This window comes from Pseudomonas sp. 67(2021), assembly GCF_017491835.1.
In the GTDB taxonomy this organism is placed as follows: domain Bacteria; phylum Pseudomonadota; class Gammaproteobacteria; order Pseudomonadales; family Pseudomonadaceae; genus Aquipseudomonas; species Aquipseudomonas atacamensis.
The window spans coordinates 53,472-79,090 of record NZ_JAFGYL010000002.1 but is presented as its reverse complement, the minus strand read 5'-3'; the positions used below and the strand labels follow the sequence as shown (position 1 = coordinate 79,090).

The 25,619-nt window shown below is 59.7% G+C and carries 27 protein-coding genes; 8 read left to right on the top strand and 19 right to left on the bottom strand.

The annotated features are described in order from the left end of the window. Positions 1-10: 10 nt before the first annotated feature. A complete protein-coding gene (locus tag J5M66_RS03915; RefSeq protein ID WP_207807250.1) occupies positions 11-925 on the bottom strand; it encodes a LysR family transcriptional regulator in 915 nt (304 codons plus the stop codon). A 155-nt stretch (positions 926-1,080) separates the two neighbouring features. Between J5M66_RS03915 and J5M66_RS03910 the strand changes: the two genes are divergently transcribed. Then, positions 1,081-2,091, top strand: a complete 1,011-nt coding sequence (locus tag J5M66_RS03910; RefSeq protein ID WP_207807249.1) for an NAD(P)-dependent alcohol dehydrogenase — start codon at positions 1,081-1,083, stop codon at positions 2,089-2,091. A gap of 65 nt (positions 2,092-2,156) precedes the next feature. Here J5M66_RS03910 and J5M66_RS03905 read toward each other — a convergent pair whose 3' ends face one another. Genes J5M66_RS03905 through J5M66_RS03895 form a run of 3 tightly spaced genes read right to left on the bottom strand, consistent with a single transcriptional unit; the run spans position 2,157 to position 4,939 of the window. Next, complete coding sequence (locus J5M66_RS03905; protein WP_207807248.1) at positions 2,157-3,158, bottom strand: NAD(P)H-quinone oxidoreductase; 1,002 nt, start codon at positions 3,156-3,158, stop codon at positions 2,157-2,159. 1 nt (position 3,159) lies between these two features. Then, positions 3,160-3,492, bottom strand: a complete 333-nt coding sequence (locus J5M66_RS03900) for a carboxymuconolactone decarboxylase family protein (RefSeq protein WP_024012615.1) — start codon at positions 3,490-3,492, stop codon at positions 3,160-3,162. A gap of 10 nt (positions 3,493-3,502) precedes the next feature. Continuing rightward, positions 3,503-4,939, bottom strand: a complete 1,437-nt coding sequence (locus tag J5M66_RS03895; RefSeq protein ID WP_207807247.1) for an NAD-dependent succinate-semialdehyde dehydrogenase — start codon at positions 4,937-4,939, stop codon at positions 3,503-3,505. A gap of 211 nt (positions 4,940-5,150) precedes the next feature. On the opposite strand from J5M66_RS03895, the gene J5M66_RS03890 reads away from it, so the two are divergent. Beyond that, a complete protein-coding gene (locus J5M66_RS03890) occupies positions 5,151-6,077 on the top strand; it encodes a LysR family transcriptional regulator (RefSeq protein ID WP_207807455.1) in 927 nt (308 codons plus the stop codon). Between the two features lie 69 nt (positions 6,078-6,146). On the opposite strand, the gene J5M66_RS03885 is transcribed toward J5M66_RS03890, so the two are convergent. The 3 genes from J5M66_RS03885 to J5M66_RS03875 form a co-directional block, all read right to left on the bottom strand. Continuing rightward, positions 6,147-6,398, bottom strand: coding sequence for a DUF2790 domain-containing protein (locus J5M66_RS03885; protein WP_039758903.1), 252 nt, complete (start codon positions 6,396-6,398; stop codon positions 6,147-6,149). Positions 6,399-6,616: 218 nt separating this feature from the next. Continuing rightward, positions 6,617-7,600 (bottom strand): alpha/beta hydrolase fold domain-containing protein, encoded by a 984-nt coding sequence (locus J5M66_RS03880; RefSeq protein WP_207807246.1) that lies wholly within the window; start codon positions 7,598-7,600, stop codon positions 6,617-6,619. Beyond that, positions 7,597-8,040 carry a TspO/MBR family protein gene (locus tag J5M66_RS03875; RefSeq protein WP_041480509.1) on the bottom strand — a complete coding sequence of 148 codons (444 nt, stop codon included), beginning with the start codon at positions 8,038-8,040 and terminating at the stop codon, positions 7,597-7,599. The genes J5M66_RS03880 and J5M66_RS03875 overlap by 4 nt, the downstream gene beginning before the upstream one ends. A 163-nt stretch (positions 8,041-8,203) precedes the next feature. Here J5M66_RS03875 and J5M66_RS03870 point away from each other — a divergent pair, with 163 nt between their 5' ends. After that, positions 8,204-8,440 carry a hypothetical protein gene (locus J5M66_RS03870; protein WP_016774354.1) on the top strand — a complete coding sequence of 79 codons (237 nt, stop codon included), beginning with the start codon at positions 8,204-8,206 and terminating at the stop codon, positions 8,438-8,440. Between the two features lie 42 nt (positions 8,441-8,482). Here the strand turns inward: J5M66_RS03870 and J5M66_RS03865 are convergent, their stop codons facing one another. Together J5M66_RS03865 and J5M66_RS03860 are read right to left on the bottom strand one after the other, a co-directional pair. Then, complete coding sequence (locus J5M66_RS03865; RefSeq protein ID WP_207807245.1) at positions 8,483-9,394, bottom strand: magnesium transporter CorA family protein; 912 nt, start codon at positions 9,392-9,394, stop codon at positions 8,483-8,485. Between the two features lie 3 nt (positions 9,395-9,397). Next, complete coding sequence (locus tag J5M66_RS03860; protein WP_207807244.1) at positions 9,398-10,978, bottom strand: RimK family protein; 1,581 nt, start codon at positions 10,976-10,978, stop codon at positions 9,398-9,400. A gap of 94 nt (positions 10,979-11,072) precedes the next feature. On the opposite strand from J5M66_RS03860, the gene J5M66_RS03855 reads away from it, so the two are divergent. Continuing rightward, complete coding sequence (locus J5M66_RS03855; protein WP_207807243.1) at positions 11,073-12,167, top strand: GNAT family N-acetyltransferase/peptidase C39 family protein; 1,095 nt, start codon at positions 11,073-11,075, stop codon at positions 12,165-12,167. 10 nt (positions 12,168-12,177) lie between these two features. Here J5M66_RS03855 and J5M66_RS03850 read toward each other — a convergent pair whose 3' ends face one another. Next, positions 12,178-13,644 carry a sensor domain-containing diguanylate cyclase gene (locus tag J5M66_RS03850; RefSeq protein ID WP_243432901.1) on the bottom strand — a complete coding sequence of 489 codons (1,467 nt, stop codon included), beginning with the start codon at positions 13,642-13,644 and terminating at the stop codon, positions 12,178-12,180. 265 nt (positions 13,645-13,909) lie between these two features. Here J5M66_RS03850 and J5M66_RS03845 point away from each other — a divergent pair, with 265 nt between their 5' ends. Then, the gene (locus tag J5M66_RS03845) at positions 13,910-14,341 is read left to right on the top strand and encodes a DNA methylase (RefSeq protein ID WP_207807241.1); all 432 of its coding nucleotides are present in this window, start codon (positions 13,910-13,912) and stop codon (positions 14,339-14,341) included. 22 nt (positions 14,342-14,363) lie between these two features. On the opposite strand, the gene J5M66_RS03840 is transcribed toward J5M66_RS03845, so the two are convergent. The 4 genes from J5M66_RS03840 to J5M66_RS03825 form a co-directional block, all read right to left on the bottom strand. Further along, positions 14,364-14,504, bottom strand: coding sequence for a hypothetical protein (locus J5M66_RS03840; RefSeq protein WP_185757841.1), 141 nt, complete (start codon positions 14,502-14,504; stop codon positions 14,364-14,366). A gap of 12 nt (positions 14,505-14,516) precedes the next feature. Then, the gene (locus J5M66_RS03835; protein WP_207807240.1) at positions 14,517-14,819 is read right to left on the bottom strand and encodes a hypothetical protein; all 303 of its coding nucleotides are present in this window, start codon (positions 14,817-14,819) and stop codon (positions 14,517-14,519) included. Positions 14,820-14,870: 51 nt separating this feature from the next. Then, positions 14,871-15,752 (bottom strand): manganese catalase family protein, encoded by an 882-nt coding sequence (locus tag J5M66_RS03830; RefSeq protein WP_016774362.1) that lies wholly within the window; start codon positions 15,750-15,752, stop codon positions 14,871-14,873. A 280-nt stretch (positions 15,753-16,032) separates the two neighbouring features. After that, positions 16,033-17,571, bottom strand: a complete 1,539-nt coding sequence (locus J5M66_RS03825; protein WP_207807239.1) for a class I SAM-dependent methyltransferase — start codon at positions 17,569-17,571, stop codon at positions 16,033-16,035. Positions 17,572-17,909: 338 nt separating this feature from the next. Between J5M66_RS03825 and J5M66_RS03820 the strand changes: the two genes are divergently transcribed. Next, on the top strand, positions 17,910-19,829 hold the full coding sequence (locus J5M66_RS03820; RefSeq protein WP_207807238.1) for a tyrosine-protein phosphatase: 1,920 nt from the start codon (positions 17,910-17,912) through the stop codon (positions 19,827-19,829). A gap of 36 nt (positions 19,830-19,865) precedes the next feature. Here the strand turns inward: J5M66_RS03820 and J5M66_RS03815 are convergent, their stop codons facing one another. Further along, positions 19,866-20,993, bottom strand: a complete 1,128-nt coding sequence (locus tag J5M66_RS03815) for a mechanosensitive ion channel family protein (RefSeq protein ID WP_016774365.1) — start codon at positions 20,991-20,993, stop codon at positions 19,866-19,868. Between the two features lie 166 nt (positions 20,994-21,159). After that, positions 21,160-22,143 (bottom strand): AraC family transcriptional regulator, encoded by a 984-nt coding sequence (locus tag J5M66_RS03810; protein WP_206422196.1) that lies wholly within the window; start codon positions 22,141-22,143, stop codon positions 21,160-21,162. Positions 22,144-22,514: 371 nt separating this feature from the next. On the opposite strand from J5M66_RS03810, the gene J5M66_RS03805 reads away from it, so the two are divergent. Beyond that, positions 22,515-22,913 carry a hypothetical protein gene (locus J5M66_RS03805; RefSeq protein WP_016774367.1) on the top strand — a complete coding sequence of 133 codons (399 nt, stop codon included), beginning with the start codon at positions 22,515-22,517 and terminating at the stop codon, positions 22,911-22,913. 106 nt (positions 22,914-23,019) lie between these two features. Here the strand turns inward: J5M66_RS03805 and J5M66_RS03800 are convergent, their stop codons facing one another. Beyond that, positions 23,020-23,634 (bottom strand): transferase, encoded by a 615-nt coding sequence (locus tag J5M66_RS03800; RefSeq protein ID WP_024012628.1) that lies wholly within the window; start codon positions 23,632-23,634, stop codon positions 23,020-23,022. Positions 23,635-23,740: 106 nt separating this feature from the next. Here J5M66_RS03800 and J5M66_RS03795 point away from each other — a divergent pair, with 106 nt between their 5' ends. Next, the gene (locus J5M66_RS03795; RefSeq protein ID WP_207807237.1) at positions 23,741-24,040 is read left to right on the top strand and encodes a hypothetical protein; all 300 of its coding nucleotides are present in this window, start codon (positions 23,741-23,743) and stop codon (positions 24,038-24,040) included. 43 nt (positions 24,041-24,083) lie between these two features. Here J5M66_RS03795 and J5M66_RS03790 read toward each other — a convergent pair whose 3' ends face one another. Further along, positions 24,084-24,986, bottom strand: a complete 903-nt coding sequence (locus J5M66_RS03790; protein ID WP_024012629.1) for a bestrophin family ion channel — start codon at positions 24,984-24,986, stop codon at positions 24,084-24,086. Between the two features lie 88 nt (positions 24,987-25,074). After that, a complete protein-coding gene (locus J5M66_RS03785) occupies positions 25,075-25,617 on the bottom strand; it encodes an AAA family ATPase (RefSeq protein ID WP_207807236.1) in 543 nt (180 codons plus the stop codon). Between the last annotated feature and the right edge of the window lie 2 nt (positions 25,618-25,619).

Sequence of the window (25,619 nt, the reverse complement as noted above, 5' to 3'; positions counted from 1 at the left end):
AAAGCCAGATTCAACCTTCTACCCACCCCGCATACAACTGCACAAACCGCACCTGCAGCCATTCGATAAACACCTGCACCTGCGCCGGCAAATGCGTGCGGCTCGGGTACAGCAGCGATACCGGCCGAGGCGTCGGGCGCAGCGGTTGCAGAATTTCCACCAGAGCACCGCTAGCCAAATGCTCGGCGACCGCGATGCCCGGCGCCTGGATAATGCCGAAGCCCGACACGCCACACTGCACGTAAGCGTTCGACTCGGTGACGGTTATGCCTTTGCGGCTGACGTAGCTTTTCTGTTTGCCCTCAACTGAAAACTGCCAGGGCAAGGTGCGGTTGTTCTGGCCCGAGAGAAAGTTCACGCCTTGATGGTTCGCCAGATCTCCAAGCGTTTCCGGCGTGCCGTGGTCGCGCAGGTATTCGGGCGCGGCGCAGGTGACCATGGTCGCCAAGGCGATAGGGCGGGCGATCAGGGTTGAGTCGGGCAGCTCGCCGATGCGCAGCGCACAGTCGATGCCTTCGCCGACCAGATCAACCGCACGATCGGTGACGCCCAGCACCATGTCGATGCCGGGGTAGGTGGCGGTGAATTCGCGCAGGCTCTTGATGAATTCCAGTTGCGCGAACGCAGTGGGGATATCGATGCGCAGGCGGCCGGACAGCGTGGCTCCGGTGCGATCGAACATCGTGGTGGCGGCGGTGATCTCGGCCAGAATTTCCTGGACCCGCTGATAGAAAAGCTCACCCTCGGCGGTGAGTGCGACTTTCCTCGTAGTGCGCTGGAACAGGCGCACGCCCAGCGATGTTTCCAGTTCCTGAATATAGCGAGTGACCTGCGGCCGGCCGATGTCCAGCGACTCAGCGGCTTTGGTGAAGCTGCCTAGCTCCGCCAGCCGGGCGAACAGGCGCATCGATTGCAGTAATTCCATGACTTCTCGGCAAGTTTCAGCGTATGGATTTATTGCCTGAGGATAGAACAATCATGTCTTTTTCCAAGCATTTATTGCGCTGCTGTAAAAGCCAATCATGGCCCCAAGGCAAACCTGCTGAGGGTTGCGGCCAATAACGGATTTGGAGACTCACCATGAAAGCGTGGTTACTGAAAGATTTCGGGCTCGAAAATCTGCAACTCGGCGAGACGCCAACACCGCAGCCCAAGGCTGGCGAGCTGCTGGTCAAGGTCGGCGCCGTGTCGCTGAATTTTCGCGACAAGGCCATCGTTGACGGCATCTATGAGCCGCACATGGTGCCAAAACCGTTGATTCCGGTCAGCGATGCCGCCGGCACGGTGGTTGCGATCGGCGACGGCGTGACACGCTTCAAGGTCGGCGACCGGGTCAATTCGCATCTGTACTCGCGCTGGCTTGACGGCGAGCCGGGGCCGAACGAGCCGGATTATTGCTTCGGTTCGCCGCTGCCCGGTGGCCTCGCCGAGTACATGATCATTCACGAGGACAGCGCCGTCGGCGCGCCGGCCAACATGAGCGATGAACAGGCGGCGACGCTGCCAATCGCCGCACTCACCGCGTGGTATGCGCTGGTGGATTTCGGCGCTATTCAACCGGGCCAGACTGTGTTGGTGCAGGGCACCGGCGGCGTATCGATTTTCGCCGTGCAGATCGCCACCGCGCTGGGCGCCAAAGTCATCGCTACCTCAAGCAGCGATGAAAACCTGCACGCGGTAAAACGTCTGGGCGCGGTCGCCGGTATCAACTACCGCAGCACGCCGAACTGGGCGGACGAGGTGCTGAAACTCACCGAGGGCAAGGGTGTGGACCTGCTGCTTGATGTGGCGGGAGGCAATGGCATCAATCAGTCGGTAGCAGCGACCAAGGCTTCGGGGCGGATAGCGCAGATCGGCTTTCTGACAGGGCAGACTGTCGAGCTGAACCTGATGCCGCTGATCTTCCGCCAGACCACCATTCGCGGCATCGCGGTGGCACCGCGTTCATCGTTCGACCGGATGAACGTGTTCCTCGCCGAGCACGACATTCGGCCGGTGATCGACCATGTGTATCCATTCGAACAGGCGCGCGATGCCTATGAGCATCTGGCGAAGGGGGCGTTTGGCAAGGTTGTGATCAAGGTGAGCTGATCAGCGAAAACGTCAGACAAACCAAGGCCAGTCAGCTCAACTGACTGGCCTTTTTTATGTCTGTCTTAACGCAAATCCTCGGCCTGCATCGTCAGAATAATCTTCCCGACATTCTGCGAAGACTCCATCCGCCGATGGGCATCGGCTGCGCGGGACAACGGAAAGGTGCTGTCCACCACCGGTTCCAGACTCGCAGCGCCGGCGAAGCGTTTCAGCCAGTGGTCGCGAAAGCGCTGGATCATCGCGTGCTTCTCCGGCTGGGTGCGCGACTTCATCACCGTGCCGATGATTTGCAGGTGCCGGTAGAGGATTTGCTCCAGCTCCACGTCGACCTTGCCGCCGCCGCCAAGAATGCCGACCTGCACCAGGCGGCCGCCGTGGGTCAGCGAGGCGATGTTGCGGGCGAAGTAGGGCGCGCCGACGAAGTCGATGATCACATCGACGCCGCGCCCTTGGGTTTTGTCGGCGATGACTGCGGCGAAATCCTCGGTCTTGTAGTCGATGGCCACGTCGGCGCCCAGATGTTCGACGCGCGACAATTTGCTGCCTTCGGTGGTCGCGTACACCGTGGCGCCTGTGGCGTAGGCCAGTTGCACGGCAGCGGAACCAACGCCGCCGGCGGCGGCATGGATCAGCACCGAGTCGCCTGACTTGAGTCGGGCCAGGTGCAGCATCGCTTCGTGGGCGGTGACAAACACTTCGGGAATCGCCGCGGCGTGCACATAGTCGAGCTGCGCCGGAATCGGCATGGCCATGCGGTAGTCGATGCGCGCCAGTTCGGCGTAGGCGCCGCCGCCGACCACGCCCATTACCCGGTCGCCGACGGCGAATCCGCTCACCTCGCTGCCGGTCTCCAGCACTTCCCCGGCAATCTCCAGACCGATGATCAACGAGTCGCCGAAGTTCGCATGGCCGTAGCCGCCGGTTCGGTGGGTCAGGTCGGCACGGTTCACGCCGGCCGCGTAGACGCGCACCAGCAGGTCGGTCGGGCGTACTTCAGGGTTGGGCGCTTCGCCGAGTTGCAGCACTTCTGCCGAACCGAATTCTTTCAGCTTGATGGCTTTCATCTCAGCGTTGCTCCGTGTCGGCAAGGGTGGCATTGGCGATGGCCGAGGCGGTGATGGCGCCCGGGAAACCGACGTAGAAGGCCAGGTGAGTGATCGCCGCCGATAACTCTTCATGGCTCACGCCATTGCTGACAGCGCGGCGCAGGTGCGCGGGCAATTCTTCACAGTGGCCGCCGGCAATCAGCGCAGCGACAGTGATCAGGCTGCGGTCGCGGGGTGACAAGGCGGGGTCACTCCAGATCTGCGGGTACAGCGTTGAGTCCACGAATTGCGCCAGTTTCGGGGTGAAGGCGCGGGCGGCTTCGCGTGGGCTGCTGAAATCGATAGTCGACATGGAAATCCCCTTAAACCTGGCTGATGAATTTGTTGGTGAGATAGTGCTCTATGCCTTCGATGCCGCCTTCGGAACCGTGGCCGCTTTCCTTCATGCCGCCGAAGGGCAGTTCGGTGGCGACGATGCGGTACTGGTTGATGCCGATCATTCCGGCTTCCAGGCCATCGGCGACGTCGATTGCGGTGCGCGCATTGGAAGTGAACGCGTACGCCGAGAGGCCGTAGGGCAGGCGGTTGGCTTCTTGCAGGCCGTCGCTCATCTCATCGAAAGGCATCAGTATCGCGATGGGGCCAAAGGGTTCTTCGTGCATGATTCGCGCACTCATCGGCACATCGGCCAATACGGTGGGCTGAAAGAAGAAGCCTGCGCCCGGCAACGCTTCGCCACCGGCCAGCACCCGTGCGCCTTTCTCGACGGCGTCGGCGATCAGTTGCTCCATCTTCGCCAGTTGCCGTGGGTTCGCCAGAGGGCCGACCTGGGTTTGCGGATCCATGCCATCGCCGATTTTCAACGCTTGGGTGGCTGCGACGAAGTGCTCGACAAACTCGGCGTAGGCCTCACGCTGGATAAGAAAACGAGTCGAGGAAATGCACACCTGACCGGTGCCGCGAAAGCGATTGGCGACGCCTTCCACAGCTGACTTTTCGATGTCGGCGTCGGCAAACACCAGCACCGGGCCGTGGCCGCCCAGTTCCAGAGTGATCGGCTTGACGCCTTCGGCAGCGCGGGCCGAGAGCAGCCGACCGATCGGCACCGAACCGGTGAAGGTCACTTTGCGAATGATCGGTGAGGCAATCAAATGGCTGGACACTTGATCCGGCACACCGAACACCACTTGCAGCACGCCTTTGGGCAAGCCGGCATCGTCCAGCGCCCGGGCCAGGGCCAGCGCGGTGGAGGGGCTTTCCTCGCCGGGCTTGAGCACCACACTGCAACCGGCGGCCAGCGCTGCCGAGAGCTTGCGCGCCGGGGTGATGGCCGGGAAATTCCACGGTGTGAACGCTGCCACAGGGCCGATTGCCTGGCGTTTGACCAGTTGCAGTACACCCGGACGATTGGCCGGGACGACACGGCCGTCGATGCGTCGTGCGCTTTCGGCGAACCACTCGAAATATTCCGCCGCACGGGTCACTTCATCGAGGCTTTCGCGCAGTGGCTTGCCTTCTTCCAGCGTCATTTGCGCAGCGATGTGCGGGGCGCGTTCGAGGATCAGGTCGGCGGCGCGCTTGAGGATTTTTGCGCGCTGGTCCGGCACGGTCTGGCGCCATTGGTCGAAGCTCAGTCGAGCGACTTCGAGGGCGTGATCCAGATCGTCTGCGGTGGCGAGTGGGACCTGACCGATTTCCTCGCCGGTTGCCGGGTTGACCACGGCGGCGGTCGCGCGGTCTTGGGCGGTGAGCCATTGACCACCGATGAAGAGATAGAGCGGATCGTAAAGAGTGTTCATGGATGTCGCCTTCATGGTTGAGGATTCATTCGGCGCCTTGTACGCAGCGGTTCAGGCGTCCCGTGGAATCCAGTCTATGGAAGGCGTGCCGTTTGATTTAGCCGGCCACGAGGGAATCATTGTTGTCCCAGAAGGTAATATCGAGCGCGGGAGCGAGCGTGTAGCATCCGACGTTATCCGCAGTGAGTGGCAGGTCTACAGGACGATCAGGATGGACAAATTTTCAAACATGTCGGTGTACATCAAGGTAGTCGAGATGGGCAGTTTCACTGCCGTGGCCAACCATCTCGACTCCACCGTTGGCAACGTATCGCGTGCGGTCTCGGCGTTGGAAAACGTGCTCGACACTCGCCTGTTGCAGCGCTCCACTCGGCGTCTCTCTGTGACCGACGCGGGCCGGCGGTTTTATGAGCGCTGCGTGAAGATTCTCGCTGACCTGGAAAGCGCCGAAGCCGAGGCGAGCAATGCCGCCTTGCAACCACGAGGGACGTTACGGGTGCACTGCGTGCCCGGACTGGCCCGGCAACTGGTGACCGGCGCGGTGCTGGAGTATCGCCAGGCGTTTCCCGAAGTGACCGTCGATTTGATGCTCTCCCAACGCATGCCCAATCTGCTTGAGGATCAGTTGGACGTGTCCATTCTGATCGCGCGAACGCTGCCGGATTCGGCGTATGTCAGCCAGAAGATCGGCGTCAGTCACTGCGTATTGGTGGCCTCTCCGCAATACCTGGCGCGGCATGGCGCACCCGAAACACCGGAGCAGCTTTGCGATCATCAATGCCTGCTGCTTGGTACCGTGGATTACGTGCGTGATGAATGGCAGCTCAAAAGCAAGGCGGGCGATGCGACGTTCATCCCGAGCGGGCCGAGTTTCAGCGTGAACGATATGGACGCAATGGCCGTGGCCATTCGCGAAGGGGCGGGGATTGGTCTGTTGGCAGGCTTCACGGCGATCGACGATTTGCGTACCGGCAGGCTGGTGCGGGTGCTGCCCGATTACCACACCTACGAGCGCAATGTTTACGCGGTCTACACGTCTCGCCAGTTTGTCGATGCGAAGATCACGCGATTCATCGATACCTTGAAAACCCGGGTGGGCGCGCAGTTGGCGAGCACTGCTCAGGCGCTGATCGATTGAAGCGGTAAAGCATTTGCGTCTCAGCGAGCCAACTCTGAGACGCAATGGGTGTGCGAGGTATTGGCCTGTTCAACCGTTGCTGCAGCCGCTGCCCATGACCTCGTATTGCAGGATGTGCTGTTTGCCTTGAGAATCCTGATAAGTCATGTGCACCGGCACTACGGCGCAGACATCCGGAACGGGATCTTCCGAGATGATTTTGGCGACGTCGAGGTGACTGGCGTAGGTGTATTGCTCGACGGGTGGCGTGGTAGTCGAGTCCTGAGCCATGACCACCGAGCTGAAGCCGAAGAGTGCGAGGACGAGCATTGAGACTTTCATGGAGGATGTTCCTTTGCTGGTTGAGTGTGCTGCTGGAACAAACTCTATGCGGCGGCTGGCGGGGGAAACAGGCGCGGATCGGGTAAAGACTGTTTACGGTTTGAACCACAATCGGCATGGGGTGAACGATCGCGCAGGGTTCAGCGCAAACAAAAAAGGCGCCGGTGAGGGCGCCTTTTGTTTGTCTCGTTTTTTACCGCTCGCCATGCAATCGGCAGCTACGAAAGCGCCGGGCTGATCTCGGCGGATTTCACTGAGTAGCTTGCCACTCGCGCCGAGATCCACTTGCGGCTGTAAGCCAGCACATGGTCAGCAGTGGCGGTCGGGAAGTGAATGAAGCCATGCGGACACTCCGGCAGCACGTACATCTCCACCGGCGCCGCGTGTTGCCAGTGCTCGGCGATGAGCCGCGTGTCATCCAGCAGCGGATCGAGGTCGCCGGCAAACAGCAGCGCTGGTGGCAGTCCGCTGAAATCGCCGTACAGCGGCGACAGCGGTGGCTGGCGTCGTTGTTCGTCGCTGATGTCCGGCGTGAGCAGGCGCAACGCTTCGACCATGCCGGGGCCGTCGAGCACCAGAGTTTCGGCGGGCGCGGTGCGCACGCTGGGTGTGCCGGTCAGGTCGTAGACGCCGTAATACAGCAGCGCGCCGCAGATCCGTTGCAGCAGTTGCGGCGAAGACTTGAGCGCGAGCAGGGTGGCCGCCGCCAGATGCCCACCGGCCGATTCACCGACGACGACTACGGGCAGCCCGGCAAATTCGCCATCGTTCAAGATGCCGCGAGTGGCCCGTAGACAGTCCTCCAGCAAGCCCTCGATTGGCGTCGACACCGCCAGCCGATAATCAACCGACACCACCGCCACGTCGCAGGTGTTGACGATGGCGATGTTGAAGTTGTCGTTCATCTGCGCATTGCCGATCACCCAGCCGCCACCATGGAAATCCAGCACCACGCCTCTGGTTTTGCCCTTGGGACGGATGATGCGCACGGGCACCGTGTCGATGATCTTCCGTTCGGCGGTCAGCCCATGCTGGCGCAGCTTGCCGTCGCCGCCGAGCTGACCCGCCCGCAGCAACGCCTGTATCAGCCGTGGGGTGAGGCGATTGCGGATCTTGAAACGCGGCAGCCAGGCGAGCTTTTTGTTGAACGCGCGAACCTGCGCCAGATCGCGCTCGCCTTGCGGCCATGGGAAGTCGCTCACAGGCGATTCTTCATCAGAATCGAGCAGTTCAGCGCTGCCGCGACGCACAGCCACGCCAGATACGGGAACAGAATCAGCCCGGTGACCACGTCCAGTTGCAGCGCGAGTACCACCATCACCGCGACCACCACCCACAACACCGCCAGAATCACCAGCGCCGCCAGCACCTGATGCGCGCCGAAGAACACCGGCGTCCACAGCGTGTTCAGGGCGATCTGTGCGGCCCACAAGGCCAGCACCGTTTGGCTGCCGGGGATCAGGCTCAGGCGATAGCCGGCCCAGGCCAGCAGCAGGTAGATGATCGTCCACGCTACCGGAAAGGCCCAGTTGGGCGGGGTGAAAGAGGGTTTGGTCAGCGATTCATACCACGGGCCGGGTTTGAACATCACGCCAGTGGTTGCCGCCGCCGCGCAGGCCAAGAGGAAGATGAAAAAGGTCATTGCCAGTCCTTAGCTGTGATCAGCTGTTATGGAGAGTTAAGAAGAGGACGCTTCGCTGCGCAAAAAGTTTGTTTGCAAACGCAAAATGGCAGTCAGGTTGAACTAAAAGCTGACCGTCGCGTCAGGATAAACACTGCCTTTTCCCACCGACGCGGACGACATCATGTACACCTATCACATCGAATACCGTTTCAACGGCGAGCCTCGTACTTATCTGCTCGAACTCAAGGAAGCGCAACTGGCCGAGCACGACGCGGCGATGCATCTGCTGGAACTGCATCTGGGCGATGCGGAAAACAGCCTGGTCATGCCCACGGCGGATTCGACGCCAGAACAGATTCTCGAGCAGGCCGAGCGGGTAGGGATTACGCATATCCGGGTGGTCAGCCGGACTAACTGACGCTCGAATGCGGCGCAGGCGTTGGCAGAATGTGCTCTGGATTCAGGCCATGCGCCGCAATACCAGCACCATCCCCGCGCCCACGAGGCCCATGCAGGCGATCAGCACGGGAAAAGACATCCACCAGGGAACGCCGGACGTCATCATGCTGAACTCCGACATGCCACCGATGCTGGCGATCAGGTTCAAGGGAAGGAATACGACGTTGATCAGCGTCAGCTTGCGCAGCGCCCGGTTCATGCTGTTGTTGGCAAGGTTGCCGTGGGATTCGATGAGGTTGGCGAACACCTTGGCGTGAATTCTGGCCTGCTGAAAGCTTTGTTCGTTTTCCACGATCAGATCGTTCAGCGCAGCCAGTTGACTGTCGCTGAAGCCCTGACGCTGGCCGTGGTTGCGCAGCAGCGTCAACACCGCTCCGTTACTTTGAATCGCATTGACGTAGTACACGAGGCTTTCGCTCAGGTTGTACATCTGTGCCAATTGCTGATTGTCCATCGCCCGGGTGAATTGCTGTTGGATCTCCCGAGCGATCTGTTTGACCACGCGCAAATGCCCGAGATAGTGGTGAACACTTTCTGCGAGCAACGCCATCAGCACGTCCAGCGGCCCGGTCATTTGCGCATCGTGCTCCAACCCCGAAAGCAGCGAGTTGCTCGCACAAATGACCACCAAGCGTTTTTCGCTCAGCACCACTCCGAAGGACGAAACGTTGAATGCGCGCCCGTCGAAGCTTTCCGGGCGCTTCCAGATCATAAACAGGTGATCAGGCTTGACCTCGATGCGGGCCACTTCGTCAGGGTCCAGCGACGACTCTATCGCTTGTGGGCCAATGCCCAGGCGTCTGTGCAAATTCAGTTGCTCGGCTGCGTCCGGGGCGACACACAGCCAGACAGTCGCCTGTTCTCCAGATGTCCTGTGCAGGGCGCCGCAGTCAATGCAATAGCCTTCAATCATTGCTCACCACGCTTGGCCACGGTGTTTGAGCTCGAGCCTTTGCGTGAACGCTTGCAGCACGCGCCGATAAAGTTCGTCGCCCAGCACCGCGTCTTCGATACCCGCATCGAGGTTGGGGTTGTCGTTCACTTCGATGACCAAAACCCGATCGCCCGCCTGCTTGAGGTCGACGCCGTAGAGGCCGTCGCCGATCAGCCGCGCCGTCTGTACGGCGAGCTGCACGACTGCGGGCGGAGCTTGCTCGACGGGCACCGCCTCGCACATTCCGTTGATCTCGCCGGGCAGCGCCTTGTGGTTGTAAATCTGCCAATGCCCCTTGGACATGAAGTATCGGCAGGCATACAGCGCTTCGCCATTTAGCACGCCGACGCGCCAGTCGTATTCGGTGTAGCAGTACTCCTGCGCGAGCAGCAGCACCGAGTGTTCGAATAACTCCTGTGCGGCTGTGGCCAGCGCTTGCGCATCGGCGACCTTGATCACACCACGTGAAAAGCAGCCATCGGGGATTTTCAGCACCAGGGGGAAACCGAGGCGACGCCCTACGTTTTCGAGTTCCTGCGGACGATCCTTGTAGAGAATTTCCGTTGCCGGCATGCCCAGCCCGCGACGCTTGAGCAGGTCGGCCAGATAGACCTTGTTGGTGCAGCGCAGGATCGACGACGGATCGTCAATCACCACAAGGCCTTCGCTTTCAGCCTTCTTGGCAAACCGATAGGTGTGATCGTCCACTCGCGTGGTTTCGCGGATGAACAGCGCGTCGAATTCAGCAAGACGCGCGTAGTCTTTTTTCTCGATCAGCTCGACATCGATACCCAGCTGTTCGCCTGCCGCGATGAAGCGCTGCAATGCCTCGGGGTTAGACGGCGGCAGGGCTTCGTCAGGATCGTGCAGGATGGCCAGGTCGTAGCGGGCCACGCGTTTTGAAGCGGGCTGACGCCACGTTCTGCGATTGAACGCGTCCAGTGCGTCAGCGAAGACATGCTGCTGTTCGTCGCGAAGCTTGTGCAGCGCTCCGGCTTTGATGCCTGCGATCTGCCAGCTCTCACCACGGCGGAATTCAACCAGCAGGATAGGGCAGGGGAACGCCTCGAACAGTTGACGGCCGATCTCTTGCAGCGGCTCGATCGAGGCCTTGCCGAAGTACAGCGACAGCGTGAACGCCTCGGTTTCGCCGTATGGATGGTTGGCCAGCGCCCGCTCCAGGGTGCGTTGCAGATCATTCAGCCCGACCCCGTAAAGCGCTTTGCGCGCCAGCTCGCTGACGGTGCGCACCGAGGGAAAAACCTTGTGCCCACGCGCCTCGGCGAGCAATGAGCAGTAATAGCCCTGACCGAGGTATTTGTAATTGCGGCAGAGGTTGATGACCTGGGTGCGATGAGGAAAATCATCGCTGTGTTCAAGGTAATCCTGCGCCAGCATCAGGCTCTCGCTGGGCAGGTAATCAGCCCAGTCATCCTTGCGTTCGACCAGTATGAGCAATCGACTTCCCGAGGGTTTGAGACTGGGAGGTTCCTCGCTGAGGGAGATTGTCGAATGCTCGGTTTTGTCTAATACTTCGTTCACGTTGGCTTGCACCGCTGACATGAGTAATGAATCCCTGTTGAAGAAGACGCCGCTTCAATAAATCACGGGCCTTTCGGTCTGTCCCGGTTCGTTACTCAAACTTTACGGTGCGGTCATGTCTTTTGATTTTCGCTTTGCATCCACTGACGATATCGACGATCTGGTCGAATTGGAGCGGGTGTGTTTTACCCTCGACCGGTTGAATCAGCGCAACTTCAGCTGGATGCTCAGTCGAGCGAATGCCGCGCTGATTGTCGTCACCTCGGGCGCAACACTTTGTGGTTACGCGCTGGTGCTTTTTCACCGTGGCACCTCACTTGGACGCCTGTATTCGATTGCGGTCAGCCCAGCGTGGCGCGGTCATGAGCTTGGCCAGCGTCTGCTGGAACAGGCCCAGGCCTGCGCATTGGCGCGCAACTGCGCATGGCTGCGCCTGGAGGTGCGCGCGGACAACAGCGCTGCCATTCGCCTCTACGAAGCCAACGGCTATCAGCGCTTTGCCAGCGTCGAGGACTACTACGAGGATCACTGCGAAGCGTTGCGCTACGAGAAACGCATTCTGCGCGAAACACCAGCGCCCGCGCGCCAAGTGCCTTACTACCAGCAAACCACCGAGTTCACCTGCGGCGCCGCGTGCTTGCTGATGGCGATGTCTGCCATCGATCCGACCCGTGCCATGACCCGAGCGGAGGAAATCCAGCTGTGGCGCGAGGCAACCACCATTTTCATGACGGCGGGGCACGGTGGCTGTAGTCCTCGGGGTCTGGCATTGGCGGCCTGGCGGCGCGGTTTCGATGTGCGCCTTGAGGTCAGTCACGCGGGCTCGCTTTTTCTTCACGGCGTACGCAGCACGGAGAAGAAGTCGATCATGAAACTGGTCGAGGACGGCTTTGCCCAAGACCTGGCGGCCACGCAAGTCGAGCAGGTGCTGGGTGAATATCTGCAGATCGGCGAGGCGTTGGCGGCCGGATACAAACCGCTGGTGCTGATCAGCAGCTACCGATTCACCCGCTTGAAAGCGCCGCATTGGGTCATCATCACCGGGTGCGACGAGGACTTCGTTTACTCGCACGATCCTGATGTCGACCACAGCAAACTCAAGCGCGGCCTGGACTGCCAGCACTTGCCGGTCAGTCACCAGGAATTTCTGCGCATGACGGTGTTTGGCGTCCAGCGGGTTCGCGCAGCCGTGATGCTGCGCTCCCGTTGAAGAGCGGTGGCTAGGCGCCGAGCACTTCCTCGCCGATACAGTAGCGATCCCTGCCTTTCTGCTTCGCGGCATAAAGCAGTTTGTCAGCCGACTCGATAAGAGTGGCGGGGCTCACTTCATGTTCGGACGGCTTGCCAACCGCAATACCTGCGCTGGCGGTGACGTGACCCAGCGGATGGGCTTTGTGCTCCATCCGCAAGGATCGAATGGCCTCAAGAATCTCCTCAGCCACAAGCGCCGCCCCACGTATATCGGTGTTGGGCAGCAGCACGGAGAACTCCTCGCCGCCATAGCGCACGGCGAGATCACCCGGCCGTTTTACTGCTTGCGCAATCGCCTGGCCGACGGCGCTCAGGCAATCGTCACCTGCCGCGTGCCCGTAGCTGTCGTTGTAGAGCTTGAAGTGATCGACATCGATCATGATCAGTGAGATCGACGAACCCTGGCGTCTGGCCAGGCGAATTTCGTCAATCAAGGCAGTGTCCAGTCGCCGACGGTTGGCCAGCCCGGTCAGGCTGTCGGTCAAAGCCATGTCCTTCATGGCCTGGTGTGCCCGGCGCAGATCCTTTTCCATCACCATCCGTTGACGCAGTTGCCTCAAGACGATCAGTCCGAAGACCGTGAACGCGGTAATCACCGACATCAACACGAAACCGGTTTTGATCAGGTCCCAGCGCCACGGCGCAATGATCGATTCGCGGGAAAGGCCGGTTTCGACCACCAGCGGGTAGGTGCTCAAAGCTCTGTAACCATACAGACGCTGGGTGCCGTCGACGACCGCTCGGACCTCGGCGATCCCTTGACTGGAAAAGGGCAGGTAGTTTTTGAACACCTCACTGTCGGCGAGGCTCTGACCGATTACCGAAGCGATGAAAGGACGCCGCACGAGAATGGTTCCGTTGCGCAATGCCAGCACCAGCGCACCCTTGTCGTCGATCTTGAAATCGCCGTAATAGTCGACAAAGTAACTGACCTTGATGGTGCCAAGCAGCACGCCGGCGAAGGAGCCGTCCGGGTTATTCAAGCGGCGGGAAATCGGGATAATCAGGTCGTCGGTGGATTTGCTCTTGACGACATCACCGATACGCACATTTCGATCAGTGTTGGCGCGGTGATACTGGAAGTAGTCGCGATCGGCATTGTTCGCCGGGTCCGGGATCATTTCCTTGTCGGTGACAATCCATTTGCCGTCCGGGCCGTAGATAAACAGTCCATGTAACTGCGGCATCAACTTGGCTTGTTGGACCAGCAAGTTGTGGATGCGCGGTACGTCTATGTTTTGCAGGCCATCACCTTCGACGCGCTCGCCCAGCGCGGCGGTCAGCACATCGACCTGGCGGATGGCGTCTTCGGCATGTTGCGCGGTTGCCCGCGCGAGGTTGGTGACCGAATCACGCGCCGACGAGAAGGCTGCATGGTAGTCACGCCAGGTTCGCCATCCTTCCACGCCGAGAAACGCCAGAATGACCGTCAGCATGAAGATGACTGTCAGGCGGAAAGCGGCGATCTCGCTGGCAGCTTTGATGGGAGCGGTTCGTGCGGCGTCATGCCCCGGGGTTTTGGGCATCTTACGACCGAGCATTTGAGGGTCCTTGTGCTTGTCATCTCTCATCTCTTGAAAGATGACCATCCTTTTCCACCTGGAATTCAATTTACTGCCTTGGCCAGGCTGTCTCGATTGGATCGTTCAAAGCCGTGCCGGGTCAACATCTGTAATTGAAGCGCGCCTTGAGGTGAGACTTGTGAGCGATATCATCACGGCCGGTGACTTGAACATCGACCTGCAAAACGCCAGCGAAACCGGCCTGTTCCAATGGCTGCTGGCCAGTTTTCTGATGGGCAAAAGGATTCAGGGCGCCATCGCCGCCAAGGCGTATCAGGTCATAGTAGAGCAGCACCACAAAGACACCCCGCAAAAGCTCGCGCAGTGTACGCACCGTCAATTGGTATCGATGCTGGGGCAGGCGCGTTACGTGCGCTACGACGAGAGCACGGCGTCGCGATTGCTCGCGTTGGCCAACAAGCTCAACAGCGAGTACGCCGGCAAGGTCACTAATATCGTGGCGGCGAGCGCGGATCGTAAGGCGCTGGAGAAGCGCCTGTCCGAGTTCGAGGGGATAGGGCCGAAGACCGTTGAGATCTTCATGAGGGAAGCGGCTGCGGTGCTGTTTTGAACGCCCGATAGCAAACCAAGGTTCACATCGCAAAGAAGGTTGCCGCCAGTTCGCTCATCAGGATCAGCGTTCCGCCGGCGAATATCGCACAGCCCAGCAGAAACTGGAGTCCCGGGGCGACACCCAGGCTTGAGGGGAAACTCAGGTTTTTATACGTTCTCATGTCGCGCTCCTGTTACCGATGAAAACTTTCCGCCCCGTCGATGGAACGGTTGCGCTGCGCCAATACGCGCTTGGCGACCACCGGCATCGTGGGCAAGGCGTCGTCGACGGCTGGATGTGCGTCCGCTGCCGGAACGGCAGTCTCCTCAGCGAAATTATTCGGCAGCAGGGTGCCCAGGCCAAATACATTCACCGCCATGCTGACTTTCAATCCCCGACAGGCCTGTTTGCAGTCCAGCTCAAAACCGGCGTAAGCGTGCTCCATCAAACGTTGAAAATGTTCAGAGGTCAGCGCCAGGACTTTGCTGTTTTTCATGTTGATCACCTTGAGCAAGTGGCGACCCGATCCGGGGCCGCCGGACGGGGTTCAGACATCTTTGCCTTGCACGTAACCGGAGCCCAAATCAGCACCGGTCACCGGCTCGCTGAGTGGGTCAGACGCCGTGCGAATCTTCATGGCTTCCAGGACCTCTGCGTCGTCAGCAGGGAGGCTGACCGTCGCCAGACCGTCACCGCCGTCAACTGCCGGCTCTGGAGTTTCCACATATTCCCACGCGCCGCCCTCGTTCCACGGACCACGAACGTTGGGCTCGCCAGACATGTTGAAGTACTTGTTGGTGAACTCCGGCATGCCCGGCAGTTTGCCCTGCGGGAAGTTCGGCTGGATCGAATGCAGGGCTTTTTCGAAGGACTGTTGATGGGCGATTTCCCGCGTCATCAAGAAGCCCAGCGCCTCTTTGACGCCCGGATCATCGGTGATGTTGATCAAGCGTTCGTAGAGAATTTTCGCCCGCGCTTCGGCTGCGATATTGGAGCGGAAGTCAGCGGTCGGCTCGGTGATCGAGTCAACGTAGGCCGCCGTCCAAGGCACACCAGCCGAATTGACCAGAGGCGCGCCGGCACCATAAAGCAGGCTGGTGATGTGCGAGTCATTGCCGGCGCCATTCAGCGCGCGATACAGCTCACCTTCCTCTTGAACGCCCTCTGCCAGTTGACCTTTGGCGCCTTTGTTGAGCATGACGATGATCGAGCCGACGACCTCCAGGTGACTCAACTCTTCGGTGGCAATATCCAGCAGAAGGTCTTTGCGTCCCGGATCTTCCTCGGCCAAGGCTTGGGTGAAATAGCGCGCTGCCGCGGCCAGTTCGCCATTGGCGCCCCCGAATTGTTCCAACAGCAGATTGGCCAGACCCGGGTTGGGCTCGGCCACGCGAACGGTGTACTGAAGTCGCTTGTTATGTATGAACATTCAAATTTTCCTCAGACCAGGCTATCGCGCCTTGCCCTTGTGGGCGTTGGCGCATGCATAGTTTGTGAGGAGGGCGCGCAGCAGAAATTTCGTTTTTTGCCGAGTGGCAGGACGGGCGGCAGAGCGCGGAAAGTTCCGCAAACAGGACGGTTGGCTTAGCCACGTTCCTCGACCAATGTGGGAGCGAGCCTGCTCGCGAATGCGGTACGTCAGTCACCGATTTGGCGGCTGATCCAGCGCTTTCGCGAGCAGGCTCGCTCCCACCTTGGTTCGTTTGCAATCAAGCGATTTTAAGCGCCCTCAGCACAGGCAGCGTTTGCTCGGCAAACACCTGCGCCTGTGCGGTCAACGCAGCGATATTGGCTTCAGCGGTGAGCAGCGGTTGGCCATTGTCGACCAGCACTTCACCTTGTTCGCTGATCACCCCCCACGCCAGTTGCGCCCATTCGGCCGGCTGCTGTTTGCCTTGCTTGATCGAGATCAGGAACAACTGCTGGAAGCGGCTGACCGTCACGCCACCACCGGTGACCGGGCTGGCCAGGGTCTGGATGTTGGCGCCGTACAGCGAGCGTTTGCACAGTTGCAGATTGAGCGCGGCGCAGCGACCGCTGACCTGCGCCTCGGCGGCCTCGCTTTGGCACGGAGCGACCGCGCCCATACCGATCAGCACGGCCAAGGCTTGTTCGAGGTCGTCGTAAGCCATTGCAGTCTCGGAGAGCAATTGGCGCATTGATTTGGCCGCATAGTTCTGCGCCGCCAAGGCATCGAGCACCGGGCCGTAGATTTCCGCTTGCAGGGTCGCTTCGCCGGCAGGACCGGTGACCGAACCCGCGACAGTTTCCCAGGGTTGCAGCAACGCGAAACGGCTGTGCAGCATCCTCGCCCGGCGTTCGGCAGCGGACAGGCGCGTCGCGCCACGCACGTACAGATCGCGGCGGAAGTGCTGGTTGACGAAGTAGTCCCGCGCTTGCTCGCGCATGATCGGGTGTTCGATGGTTTCCAGAAAGTCCATGCCTTCGGCGCTCAGGTTGAGCGGGTCGATTGAGTCCAGCGGCACTGCCGTGGTGGCGTAGTCGAGTTTGGCCGGGGCCAGCGCGTCGACCATGTCGGCGAAGTACATGCAGTTCCAGTCGCGGTTGAAATATTCGTGGGCGACGTAGTGACGATCCTGGCCCTTGATGCTTTGCAGCCGCGCGCCGAGACTCGGCGCCGCAGCGGCATACTTCGGATTGGCCGCGAGCAGCGCTTCGGAAAACTCCAGTGCGGCGTCAATACGCTCATCGGAGCGCGCCGAGGCATTGGCGAAACGGTCATGCAGGCTGAACAGATTGCGCAGCGGCGCCGACGGCGACCAGCCGGGGAAGCAGTTGTAGCTGACGTAGAGCATGCCGCCGGGTTTAAGGTGACGGCGGGCGAATTCGACGATCAGTTTCTGGTTGTCGCGGCTGACCCAGGTCCAGATACCGTGCAGGCTGATGCTGTCGAACTGCGGCAGATCATTGCGCGCCAGCAGTTGTTCGAAGCTGTCGTCATACAGACGGGCGCCATTGTTGGCGGCAGTCGCGAGGTCGATGGCATGGGCCGCCATACCCGGATGAAAGTCCGTGCCAACAAACGAGCCCGGGTTGGCGGTGGCGTGGATGTTGATCGACACGCCCTGACCGAAACCCAGTTCGCAGTGCACGCCGTCGCTGCTTTCCAGCGTGGCAAAGCCGCGCAGCAACAGGCAGTAACGCAGGAACACCGGATTGATCTCCCGGCTATAGCTGTAGGTGTAGCCTTCGTCGGTGAAATAACCTTCGTTCCAGGCGTTGCTCATGGGTACAGCCTCTTGTTCTTGAAAGTGATGGCAGTCTTATAAGGGGTTGGCATTGCGCGCGACAAATTGAAAAAACGGATACTTCCCCAAACCCTGTGGGAGCGAGCCTGCTCGCGAAAGCTTTTTTTCAGTTTGAATATAATCGGCTGACACGCCGCTTTCATGAGCAGGCTCGCTGCCACAGGGATCTTCAACACATCCAAGCAGGATTGATGGACCGATCACGCACTCCACGGCCCAGTCGCGCAGGTATTTTGTCGCCAGCCGAAACTGTCATATTCCTTCCCACTCGCCTGCCCATAGTGACCAGCCCAACGCTGATTTCATGAGGCTGCACTGTGTTCCAACGTCTTCTGTGTTCGCTGTCCGTTCTGAGCCTGTCCATCGCCGCTGCCCACGCGGCCGAGCCTGTCACCCTTGATACGCCGCGCTTGTCCGGCATCGACAACTTTCGCGACATCGCCGGCATCACCACCGCGTACTCCACCACCCACGACGGCGTGATGCGCAGCGGCGTGTTCTACCGCTCCAACGCATTGACGCCGTCGGCGACGGATCTGGCGACGCTCAATGGTCTCGGCATCAAAGCCATTTACGATTTGCGCACGCCCAGCGAAATCGCCGCGACGCCCGACACGATGATCACGGGCGCGGCCTATCGCAATATCGACATCATCGGCAGCACCACCTCGGGTGCGGACATCACCAATATCTCGTTCCACAGCGCCGCCGAAGCGGTGGCGATGATGGAGGAAACCAACCGCGCTTTCGTCAGCGATGCCGGCATGCGCGGGCAGTTCGGCCAGTTGTTCAATGAGCTGGCCAGTGTCGACGCTGCGCAGCTGTTCCACTGCACCGCCGGCAAGGATCGCACCGGCTGGACCGCCGCCGTGTTGCAGAGCATCGCTGGCGTCGATGAGGCGACGATCATGGCCAATTATCTGGCGACCAACGACTACACCGCCGCCCGTGTCGCCGCGACCCTGAAAGCGCTGCCGCCGAGCATGGCCGCTGTCTACGGGCCGCTGCTCGGGGTGCAGGCCAGTTACCTGCAGGCCGGTCTCGACCAGGTCGCCGCTGAGTACGGCAGCATGGACAACTACCTCAAGCAGGGCCTCGGTCTGTCCCAGGAAACCATTTACGTACTGCGCGGCAAACTGGTCGAGTACAACAGCTTGCCGGGGCAGGCCGGGCTGGTCGGCAACGCCGCCGCTGGTGCCGAATTGCTGCGGCAGTTGCAGAACTCCGAGCTGTCCGGCACCTACAGCGCCTACAACTACTACCTGCAATCGGCGATCGACGCCGGCAGCCTGGGCGGTGTCGAATCTCAAGTCGGCGGTCAGGTTCACGCCGATGCGGCCAGCTACCTGCTGCGGCAGAACACGATGATCGAACAAGCCGCCGCACCGTTCGCCAGCGGCAGCGATTTGAAGGTCGGCCAATACCGCCTCTGGAGCACCGCGCTCGCCAGCTACCTCGGCACCGACGGCTCGGCCCATGCCGAGAGCAGCAACGAACACAGCCAGGGCCTGATGCTCGGCATCACCCAGCGCTTCAGCGAACAACTCAGCGCGCGCGGCAGCTTTGGCTACAGCAAGGGCAGCGTGGGCGGAGCGGGTGGCGAGGCCGATACGGACTTCACCTTCCTCAACCTCGGTGCGCGTTACGGCTTCATCAGCCTTGAGCGCGGCTTGTTTGTCGACGCCAACGCCAGCGCCGGTTATGTCGACTACGACAGCAAACGCGAGCTTGGCGGTGGCCTCGGCACTGCCAAGGGCGACACTCACGGCAATCTCACTGGCGCGACCGTGGCGTTGGGTTATCGCCTGCCGCTCAGCAGCGTGATTGTCGAACCGAGCCTGGGCTTTCGCGTCAGTCATCTCGACTTGCAAGGTTTCAAAGAGAAGGGCAGTGAGCTGGCGCTCGACGTCGATGGCATTGAGCAGACCCGCCGCAGCGCGGTGGCCAATCTCGACGTGTCATTTGCCCCGGTGACGATGGGTGCGTGGCAGTTGGTCCCGGGTGTTCGCGTGGGCTATGAACGTGCGCTCGGCAATCAGCAAGTCGACAGCGAAGGCCAGCTGCTGGGGCTGGATATCGAGCAGCGCGCGGCGTTCGACAACCGCGACCAGTTCAGCGGCGGCGTTAATCTGATGGCCAACCTCGGCGCACTGAGTGTAGGCGCTGAGGTCGGGGCCAACGGTGGCGGTGACAGCCATGGTTTCAATGGCGGACTCAAGGCCAGTTACGCGTTTTGAACACAGCGAGCCCGGCAAATTGCCGGGCTCTTGCGCTCAAGCATGCTGCGCACGCGAAGGTTGCTGTGTGCGTGCTGGCTGCGCGCTGGGTTCGGGCAGGGAGGCGACATGCACGGTGCGCGCCGGGAAGGCGAACGTCGCGTCCAGCTCGGCCACCGCTTCCATGATTGCCAGGTTGATGCGTTGCTGCACGTCCATGTAGACGTTGTAGCTGGCGTCCAGAACGATGTACACCGTCTCGAATTCCAGCGCGCTCTCACCAAAACTGCGGAAATGGCAGCGGTCGAAGCGTGCCTGTTTTTCGTTCTTGATGATGCTTTCAACGCGTTGGGTGATCTGGCGGATCTGTTCGCTGGTGCACTCGTATGTCAGACGAAACTCGAACACCACTCGACGCTCCTGCAAGCGTTTGTAGTTCTGAATGGTGCTGCCGATCATGTCGGCGTTGGCCATGACAATCTGTTCACCGCCGAGACTGCGGATGCGCGTGGTCTTCAGGCCGACGTGCTCGACCGTACCGGCCAGCGTGCCGACGACGATGAAATCGCCCACCTCAAACGGCTTGTCGACGGCAATCGACAGCGAGGCGAACACGTCGCCGAGAATGTTCTGCACCGCCAGCGCCACCGCGATACCGCCGACACCCAGGCTGGCGACGAATGCAGTGATGTTGACGCCCAGGTTCGACAGCATCGCCAGCAGAATAACCGCCCACAGCAACACCTTGACGCCCCACAGGCTCAGGGTCGCCAGGGCGCTCGCCTGAAAAGTGCCGGTCGCGTTATGCCGCGAGAAATACCGATGCAACCCCAGCGCCAGCGCGCGGTTGGTCCACAGGCCGACCTGCAACGCCGCCACCACGAACCATAAACTGCTGACCCGCCCGAGCCAGCGCTCCGGCAAATCCAGCAAACCGATGCCGACCAGAATCGATGCCAACAGCAGCAACGTGGTGCTGGTTGCCGCCAGCACTTCGCTGGCCATGTAAGTCAGATGTCCGTTGCCGGCGCTGGCCCGCGCCTGGACCTTGCGGAAGACGAAACGGATCGCCGTGGTGGTCAGCAGATAACTGAGTGTCGCGGCGAGGAACGCCAGCACCCAGTTCGCCAGTGAAATTCCTAAAATCGTGTGAGCCGTGAAAAAGCCGATGAAATCCTCGGTCATGGAAACCCCCTTGCGAAGCCTGCACCGACGCGCGCAGAAACGCACCGTCGGGTCGCAGCCAGGTAAACGCCGCTTGAATCGGCGGTGCCGTCAAACGACCTGTCTGGGTTAGTCGCCGTGAGATTCCTGCTGTTCAATCAAATGCAGGTTTCGCCGGACCGAATGGTCAACGCCTGGCCTTCAATTCCGCTGGGCTTACGCCGTAAGCGCTTTGAAAATACTGACAAAAGCGCCCGACATTACTGAAGCCAAAGCTCAACGCCACCTCCGTCACAGAGCTTGCATGCCCTCGCGCCAACGCCTCATAGGCGCGCTGCAAACGCACCTGCCGCTGATACGCCACGATCGACATCCCGACAAAACGCCGAAAGCCTTCCTGCAACGCGCGCTGGCTGACATGGCTCAACCGCGCCAGATCCACGCCACTGACCAACTGCTGCGGATGCGCCTGAATAAACTCCATCGCCACCTTCACATGTCGCGGCGCCACACACGGCGCCGGCCCCCGTAAAGCCTCGGTGAAATTGTGCGGCCACGCCTCCAGCACCGCATCGATCAACATCTCGCGCAACCGTGACGGCATCAACGTGCCGCTGTTGATCAAGGCATCGAACTCAGTGCCCGTGGCCAGATCAATCAACGCCTTGAGGCCCTGAAATGCCGGGGTATTCAGATCCACGCTTGGCTCAAACACGATCTTCTGCACGACCGGTTTCTCCAGCAGCGCCGACAACCGCTCGGTGAGCTGCTGACGATTGATCGAAATCCCGTGGTGCGCGTGATCATCAACAAAGCGCATCGAACGGATGTCCGCCTTGTCGATTGCCAGGCCGACATGCTCCATGCCGATGGACTCGGTAGCGTGGTTGAAAACGATCTTGCCGGCGGTGGGGATGACGAAAGTGATTTCGTTCTGCGGGTCGGGGAGGGTGACGCTGAAATCGCCGTGGTAATGCATACGCCGAAAACTCACCCCGTCGTGCCGCCCGTAGACCCCGCCGATGATGATGTTGGAAGGTGGCGGCGGAGTATCGGCGTAGCGGTTGCCGAAGAGCCTGGAGAACAGGGCGCCGAAATCGGAAGAGGTGAGGTTGTCGGAGCGCAGGATGATCTTTTGGCGGGGTGGGGAGGTGGCGGTGATGGGCGGCATTTTGGAATGCGGGCTCTTGGGGCGACGGAAGGGATGAAGATTAGGAAATTGGCGTGACTGTCTGGTGACAAGGTTTTGGAGCATCGTTTGCTTTCGACTTCAGCGGTCATTTCTGATGGCTCGCTATGGGCGGAAATCGCCAATTGGGCGCCAGCACTACATCGTTAAGTTGAATGGTGTGAATTCGCAAAATTAAATCGCGGCGACGCTACCAAACTAAATCTAATTGTGTCCGATTGCTTTATAGTTTGGGGATGTATAGGTGGGAGTGCTATTGGCTTTATAGTAATCGAATATATTGTCGATCCGTTCCGTGTCTAATATAAGTTCGGTACTTCTATAGCGCTTCAATAAGCGAAAGGGTGATAGTTATGAAAAAGCTCCTTTTTTGTGCGGTTGCCGTTCTATTTATGATTGGCTGCGCTTCGTCCGGTAATCAAGCTGCGCTCGACGCCCATGCGGACGCACCGGCGACCGCAAAGCAGCTAACGGGCAGCGAAATAAAAACTACGGTCATAGGCCGAAAACACTCCAGCGTAACCTCCACTGGCTATCCTTTTTCTCAAGTATTAAGCGCTGACGGAACTGCACAAATTCAGATCTCCAGCGAGTCCATGCAGTCAGGAAGTTGGGTGATTACGGAGGATGTGATCTGCGTTGCCTATCAAAAATACGGAAAGGAATGCAGCAGGGTTTTAACAGATGGGGTCGCGATTTGGTTTGTTGACAGTACGACGAATAAAACCAACAACAAATTTACCGTTAAATAAATAAGAGACTAGATGGGCATCCAAAACCTGATTGCTGCGTGTTGCTAAAAAAACTTTGCCGCTTCGACTCGCCGCGGCGTGCAAGCCTGTGCATTTTGGCTGATTGCTATTGATCGTAAGCGAACTGATCAATCAACCCCAAGCGAGGAACACGCGTATCGGGCCGCAACAAAGCGCCAGGAGCAATCACAGCGTTTGCGCCAATCTTGCAGCCATCACCCACTAGCGCTCCGAATTTGCTGACGCCTGTTTCGATCACCTGATTTTCGTGGCGGATCTTGATATCGGCTCCGTCCAGTTCGTTACGGTAGTTGGCGATGATCGCACCGGCTTCAATATTGACCGCTTCGCCAATCAATGAGTCGCCGACGAAGTTGAAGTGGGCAAGCTTGCTGCCATCGAGCATGAAGGTACTTTTCAGCTCGCAGCTGGGGCCAACGATGCAGTTTTTGCCGAGGTATACACCTCCCCGTAGATAAGCCCCCGCCGCGACGAAGCAGCTTTCTCCGATGATGATTGCGCCTTTGAGAACGGCGCCTTGCTCAACAATGGCGGTTTCATGAATCGCACAATTGCTGTGGCGCCGGTATCCCGGGCCGAGCGTTTCAAGCAATTCCAGAATCCGGCTCTCGCAATCCTGAACCACCGCCCAAGGGGCAGCGGAGTCCACGCCCAGTAATGGCCATTGAGCGATGTAATCTTCGATTTTTGGCGATTTCATAAGAGTCTTCCGAATAAGTGGGGCGTGGGTGGACTGTCGACGACTTGAACGTCTAGCTACGCCTGCAAGTCGTACCTGTACACAAGCTCTTTCAAGGTACGGCGCAATGGATAAGACAATTACCGTAGATCAACTCGCTACCACTGATCTGAGATCAATCAACGAGATATGGCTCGGCGGGACTCATACCCAGTTATGCCTGTGGCGTGGAGAGCAAGTCTTCACCCACGAAATGCTCAGCGAGGGCACCCATGACCAAAATGTTCGACGCCTGTGCTTGCAGTTGGTTGACCCTGACGATCGAGACGCAGTGGCCCGTGTTGAGGCGGTAGCGCGCGAACGACTCGAAGAAATGGGCAAGCAGGGCGAGTTTTACCCGGCCGAGGCGGCGGACACTCGTCAATAGTCACTGCGCATCTGATGAAAAGCGCTGCTGCTTAAGCAGCGCCTCAAGCGGGCTCCTCAACCCTGCGCACATCCCCCAAGGAATCACGCTGCATCGATTGCAAATTCTTTTCGATGGTTTCGCACAGCGCTTCCATTTGAATCTGGTGTTCGCTGTGGCGGAACGGACTCTGCAGATCGGTGCCAATGCGCTCGATGGCCAGCAGCATGAACCCGACCACGGTCGACGCCAGCGGCGTGAACCAACCGAGGGATTCGACCAGTCCTATCGGGACGATCAGGCAGAACAGCGAAATGAACAGCCGTGGGAAATACACATAAGGGTAGGGCAGCGGGGTGTTGGCGATCCGCTCCATGCCGCCCTGACTGTTGGACAGATCCACCAAGGTCGACTCGAGCCGCGCCAGGCGAATACTGTCCAGATGCCCGGCCTTGTATTCGCGAGCGAGCAGAGTCGCCGAGCCGGTGAGGATATCGTTGGCAAAGTTATTGGTTGTGCCACTGCGGGCGAATTCTTCGGCGGGAATAAACGCACGTACCTCGTCGGGACACGGCTGACCTTGCAGGTGCGCGGCGAGGCAATTTACGTAAGCGACGTGGCGGCGCAACAGCGTGGATTTGACCGGATTCACCTCGCCACCAGCGTCGTCCAGCAGCGTCAGCACCTGCCGGGCGAAGCTGCGGGAATTGTTGATCATCGATCCCCACAGCGTCCGCGCTTCCCACCAGCGGTTGTAAGCGCTGCTGTTGCGAAAACTGATCAACACGATCAACGCTGAACCGAGCAAGGTCAGCGGCATCAACGGCAGGTTCAGCTTGGCGTTGAGAAACAGCATGAAGTCGACGGTGACGGCGATGTCCCAGAGCAGCAACCAGAACAAAGACCAGCCCACGTAGCCGAGGGTCTTGATGATCAGACGGTATTTTTTGACGATGGCAGCTTTCAAACGGAAACCTCGTGGCGAGCAGTTTGCTTAAACGCTTAAGCTCGGACGATGCCTGGCACCGGCAGTTCCCTGGTGGAGCTGTCAGCCGTCAGTCAGTCTGCAAAGTCTGGCCCTGTGCAGGGCGAATGCTTTCAAGAAAAATCCTCGTCTCTCGATTCGACCGCAGATGAACCACCCGGCAAGCCGATGGCGCCGTTGACACGAATTGGCGCATTTTGGCTCGCGAGGTTTTTCTCGTCCGCCACATGAACCTGAGAAACTCCGGCAGGTTCGCCAGCTGTTCGGGGCAGTTTTCCGGCAAGTCAGGCCGAGACTGACCGTGGTTGAGCAGCGTTCTACGCAGGACGCGCAAGAATCGAAGCGGTGGCGAACGATCGATCCAGATCAGCAGATCTGCACGGGCGATGCGATTTTCCCAAGTGGTTGAATGGCCACCTTCGAATATCCAGCGATCACGCGCCTCGACCTCCAGGCAAAGTCGGGTCTTCTCATCCGGGCTTCGCTCGATCCAGCCTGGCTGCCAATGGATCGTGTCGATATGCACGACCGGCAACCCCGTGCGCTCACCAAGCCTGCGCGCCAACGTACTTTTGCCAGACCCAGGCTGACCAACAATCATCACCCGTTGCATCG

What these genes read in the sequence shown, in the direction of transcription:
- J5M66_RS03915 (WP_207807250.1), bottom strand. Translation starts at nt 925, where the DNA reads ATGGAATTACTGCAATCGATGCGCCTGTTCGCCCGGCTGGCGGAGCTA.
- J5M66_RS03910 (WP_207807249.1), top strand. Translation starts at nt 1,081, where the DNA reads ATGAAAGCGTGGTTACTGAAAGATTTCGGGCTCGAAAATCTGCAACTC.
- J5M66_RS03905 (WP_207807248.1), bottom strand. Translation starts at nt 3,158, where the DNA reads ATGAAAGCCATCAAGCTGAAAGAATTCGGTTCGGCAGAAGTGCTGCAA.
- J5M66_RS03900 (WP_024012615.1), bottom strand. Translation starts at nt 3,492, where the DNA reads ATGTCGACTATCGATTTCAGCAGCCCACGCGAAGCCGCCCGCGCCTTC.
- J5M66_RS03895 (WP_207807247.1), bottom strand. Translation starts at nt 4,939, where the DNA reads ATGAACACTCTTTACGATCCGCTCTATCTCTTCATCGGTGGTCAATGG.
- J5M66_RS03890 (WP_207807455.1), top strand. Translation starts at nt 5,151, where the DNA reads ATGGACAAATTTTCAAACATGTCGGTGTACATCAAGGTAGTCGAGATG.
- J5M66_RS03885 (WP_039758903.1), bottom strand. Translation starts at nt 6,398, where the DNA reads ATGAAAGTCTCAATGCTCGTCCTCGCACTCTTCGGCTTCAGCTCGGTG.
- J5M66_RS03875 (WP_041480509.1), bottom strand. Translation starts at nt 8,040, where the DNA reads ATGACCTTTTTCATCTTCCTCTTGGCCTGCGCGGCGGCGGCAACCACT.
- J5M66_RS03870 (WP_016774354.1), top strand. Translation starts at nt 8,204, where the DNA reads ATGTACACCTATCACATCGAATACCGTTTCAACGGCGAGCCTCGTACT.
- J5M66_RS03865 (WP_207807245.1), bottom strand. Translation starts at nt 9,394, where the DNA reads ATGATTGAAGGCTATTGCATTGACTGCGGCGCCCTGCACAGGACATCT.
- J5M66_RS03860 (WP_207807244.1), bottom strand. Translation starts at nt 10,978, where the DNA reads ATGTCAGCGGTGCAAGCCAACGTGAACGAAGTATTAGACAAAACCGAG.
- J5M66_RS03855 (WP_207807243.1), top strand. Translation starts at nt 11,073, where the DNA reads ATGTCTTTTGATTTTCGCTTTGCATCCACTGACGATATCGACGATCTG.
- J5M66_RS03850 (WP_243432901.1), bottom strand. Translation starts at nt 13,644, where the DNA reads ATGCTGACGGTCATTCTGGCGTTTCTCGGCGTGGAAGGATGGCGAACC.
- J5M66_RS03840 (WP_185757841.1), bottom strand. Translation starts at nt 14,504, where the DNA reads ATGAGAACGTATAAAAACCTGAGTTTCCCCTCAAGCCTGGGTGTCGCC.
- J5M66_RS03835 (WP_207807240.1), bottom strand. Translation starts at nt 14,819, where the DNA reads ATGAAAAACAGCAAAGTCCTGGCGCTGACCTCTGAACATTTTCAACGT.
- J5M66_RS03830 (WP_016774362.1), bottom strand. Translation starts at nt 15,752, where the DNA reads ATGTTCATACATAACAAGCGACTTCAGTACACCGTTCGCGTGGCCGAG.
- J5M66_RS03825 (WP_207807239.1), bottom strand. Translation starts at nt 17,571, where the DNA reads ATGAGCAACGCCTGGAACGAAGGTTATTTCACCGACGAAGGCTACACC.
- J5M66_RS03815 (WP_016774365.1), bottom strand. Translation starts at nt 20,993, where the DNA reads ATGACCGAGGATTTCATCGGCTTTTTCACGGCTCACACGATTTTAGGA.
- J5M66_RS03810 (WP_206422196.1), bottom strand. Translation starts at nt 22,143, where the DNA reads ATGCCGCCCATCACCGCCACCTCCCCACCCCGCCAAAAGATCATCCTG.
- J5M66_RS03805 (WP_016774367.1), top strand. Translation starts at nt 22,515, where the DNA reads ATGAAAAAGCTCCTTTTTTGTGCGGTTGCCGTTCTATTTATGATTGGC.
- J5M66_RS03800 (WP_024012628.1), bottom strand. Translation starts at nt 23,634, where the DNA reads ATGAAATCGCCAAAAATCGAAGATTACATCGCTCAATGGCCATTACTG.
- J5M66_RS03795 (WP_207807237.1), top strand. Translation starts at nt 23,741, where the DNA reads ATGGATAAGACAATTACCGTAGATCAACTCGCTACCACTGATCTGAGA.
- J5M66_RS03785 (WP_207807236.1), bottom strand. Translation starts at nt 25,617, where the DNA reads ATGCAACGGGTGATGATTGTTGGTCAGCCTGGGTCTGGCAAAAGTACG.